Raw genomic sequence first — 3,102 nt, 5'->3', positions numbered from 1 at the left:
CTGGGCGAACCGGGCCGCCGCGACCGGAACAACGCCAGGTACCTCTTCCTCGACCCCGCCGCCCGGGACGTCCACCCCGAGTGGGACGAACGGGCGGCGGAGGCCGTCGGCCAGCTGCGGGTCTCGGCGGGCCGCTACCCCGACGACGCGGAGCTGGTCGCGCTCATCGCGGACCTGTCGGCGCGCAGCCCGGAGTTCCGGCGGATCTGGGCGGGCGGCGAGGTGGTGATGTGCGTCGCGGGGCGCAAGCGCCTGCGGCACCCGGGGGCGGGCCTGCTCACGTTGGACTTCGAGACGCTGCACGTGCCCGCGACGCCCGGCGAGACGGGGCTGGTCGTGCACGTGTTCAGCGCCGCGGAGGGCAGCCGCGACGCCGCCGCGCTGGCCACGCTCGTGCGGCGATCCCGGCCCGCCTGACCCAGGCCACCCCGCCTGTCCCGCTCGGCCGTCCGTCGGGCGCGGATCCGGCCGGGCTCAGATCCCGTCGAGCAGCGCGAGGTCCGGCGGGACGAGCGTCGTGGACAGCACCAGCTCGCGCAGCAGGTTGTCGTTGAGCGCGTTGCCGACGGGCTCACCGACCTCCTCGCGCAGCAGCCCGTGCACGCCGCCGGCGGACAGCCGGGCGCGGACGGCGGCCACCGTGTGCTCCACCCGCTTCGGGCTCCAGCCGGCGTCGGGTTGCAGCTCGGCCAGCACGTCGGCCACGTGCTGCCGCGCCAACGGCTGCGGGTTGGCCTCGTGCATCAGGTACCGCTGCCCCATCACCACGAGGACCAGCTGCTCGTCCGCGGTCAGCCGCCAGCGCTTGGGCGGCTCGGTGTCCGCGCCGTGCGGCACCGCCCGGCCCCGACCGTCCTCGCCCGCGACGTACAGCTCCAGCAGGTGCTCCCGCTCCCGCGACCCGCGCACGAACAGCGGCGTGTAGCCCACCGGCAGCGGGAACGGGTCCTCGTCGCGGAACAGCCAGCGCGTCCGGGGCAGCCGGATCGGGGTCCGCCCGGTGTTGCTCACCCACCAGTGGCCGTCGCGGTGGGTCAACGCGCCGTGCGTGCGGCTCACCCTCAGGTCGTCCTCACCGACGCAGATGTCGACGTCGGGCCGGTTGCGGCCGAACAGCACCGTCTTGCCGGGAACGGGGTCGCAGTGGAGCTGCCCGGTGAGCGCCAGTGCGACGATCGCGCCCGGATCGGCGCTGGGCACTTGTCGAGCCAGGCTTTCACGGTGCACGCCGGCCTCCTCGGGTTCCCGCCTCGCGAAAACCTCATTCCGCGTATTGATCGCACGTCGGCACCCATAACATACAACTATGCGGGGTCGATTGATCGCCGAACGCTACCGACTCGAAGATCGTGTCGGCGCGGGCGGGATGGGTGTGGTGTGGCGGGCCTTCGACGTCGAGCTCGACCGGGTCGTGGCCCTGAAGCGGTCGCAGGTCGGTGACAGCACGCAGATCCGGCGCGAGGCCAGGATCGGCGCCGGTTTGCAGCACCCGAACGTGGTCACGGTGTTCGACGCGGTGATCGACGACGGCGAGCGCTGGCTCATCATGGAATACCTCCCGTCCCGCGCCCTTTCCGACGTGGAAAAGGTGAGTCCGGCTCAAGCGGCGCGGATCGGCGCGCAAATCGCGAGCGCACTCGCCGCAATGCACGCGAAAGGGATGGCGCACCGGGACGTGAAACCGGGGAACGTCCTGCTCGCCGCGGACGGCACCGCGAAGCTGAGCGACCTGGGCATCGCGCGGTGGGACGAGGTGACGCGGACCGGCGAGGGCGAGGCGGTCGGCACGCCGGGTTTCCTCGCGCCGGAGGTGGCCGAGGGGCACGAGTCGTCCGCGGCCTCGGACGTGTTCGCGCTCGGTGCGACGCTGTTCGCGTCGGTCGAGGGCGTGTCGCCGTGGGGACCGGCCGACGACGGCCCCGCCCCGCAACGCCGCCGTGCCGCCGCGTTCGAGCTGGAACCCGCGCGCCACGCCGGCGAACTCGGCCCCGTGCTGGCCGAGATGATGCGCCGCGAGCCGGCGGCACGTCCCACGGCGCAGCGGGCGGCGGCGCTGCTGGCGGGCGTGACCGGTGACGCCCCGCCGCGCCGACCCCGTCGCCGGGTGCCCCGCAAGCTGGTCCGGACCGTCGCCGTCGTGGCGGTGCTGCTGCTCGTCGCGGACGTCCTGGTGCCCAAGCTGTTCGCCGACCACGACACGACCGGCGACCCCGTCACGATGGACCCGTGCGCGCTGCTCGACCCCACCACGCTCAGCCGGTTCACCAGCCGCCCCATCCGGGTCGACGCCACGCTCATGCCGTTCAACCAGTGCGCCCTCTTCCTGCCGATGAGCGACGAGGAGGGCGACGTCGTGCAGGTCTCGTTGAAGGTCCAGCAGCCCAACCTGTACGGCATCCGGTCCACCACCCCTCCCGGGCTCGGGCCGGTCAAGCGGCACGGGGTGGTGAAGGGCGAGTGCGCCAACGACATCCCGATGCCGGACCGGAACTGGGTCCAGATCGTCGCGAAGCACCGCCAGGGCAAGCCCGCCGACCTGTGCGGGGTGGTGGACGCGCTGACCACCGGCACGCTCCTGGTGCTCAGCGCGGGCCAGATCCCCCGGTTGGCCACGCCCCGACCACCGCAGTCGCTCGTGCACGTCGACGCCTGCACCCTGCTCGAAGGGGAGGACATGGTCCGCGCGCTCGACACCGAGGTGCCGCCGTACCCGGAGCTGGGCGGGTGGGGCTGCTCGTGGGAGGCGTCGCCCAAGGAGGTGGTCATCGAGTTCAACCGGAAGGAGCCGCTGGACCCGACCGACGGGCGTCCCACCACCATCGGCGGACGGCCCGCCTACATCGACCCGGACGTCCCGGCGTGGCCGGAGGCGTGCCTGGTGAAGATCGAGCACCGCCGCTTCCAGGACGACCCGGTGCGCATCGAGAGGGTGGACGTGTTCTACGACCGCAGCGACGTCGAGGACACGGAACAGCTGTGCGACACCGCCGTGGCCCTCGCCGAAGCCGTCGTGAGCCGCCTGCCCCAGCCCTGAGCCGGCCGTTCGGCACCGGACCCGAACGGCTCGCGCTAGAACTCCACCCGGCACCGGAGGGGACCCGG

Annotated in this window: 2 protein-coding genes and 1 pseudogene; 2 read left to right on the top strand and 1 reads right to left on the bottom strand. The window is 73.2% G+C overall.

The window, feature by feature from the left end; genetic code table 11:
- Positions 1 to 417: pseudogene (locus AB0G02_RS33125) on the top strand (transcriptional regulator); the annotation flags it as partial.
- Positions 418 to 474: 57 nt separating this feature from the next.
- On the opposite strand, the gene AB0G02_RS33120 reads toward AB0G02_RS33125, so the two are convergent.
- Entirely contained in the window at positions 475 to 1,227 is a 753-nt protein-coding gene (locus AB0G02_RS33120) for an FHA domain-containing protein (protein WP_360802165.1), read from the bottom strand.
- Between the two features lie 79 nt (positions 1,228 to 1,306).
- Here AB0G02_RS33120 and AB0G02_RS33115 point away from each other — a divergent pair, with 79 nt between their 5' ends.
- A complete protein-coding gene (locus AB0G02_RS33115) occupies positions 1,307 to 3,034 on the top strand; it encodes a protein kinase (protein WP_360802162.1) in 1,728 nt (575 codons plus the stop codon).
- Positions 3,035 to 3,102: the final 68 nt, after the last annotated feature.

Source organism: Actinosynnema sp. NPDC023658 (assembly GCF_040639995.1).
In the GTDB taxonomy this organism is placed as follows: domain Bacteria; phylum Actinomycetota; class Actinomycetes; order Mycobacteriales; family Pseudonocardiaceae; genus Actinosynnema.
Note: the sequence above shows the minus strand (reverse complement) of the source record. Positions and strands in the feature narration are given on the sequence as shown.

What these genes read in the sequence shown, in the direction of transcription:
- AB0G02_RS33115 (WP_360802162.1), top strand. Translation starts at nt 1,307, where the DNA reads ATGCGGGGTCGATTGATCGCCGAACGCTACCGACTCGAAGATCGTGTC.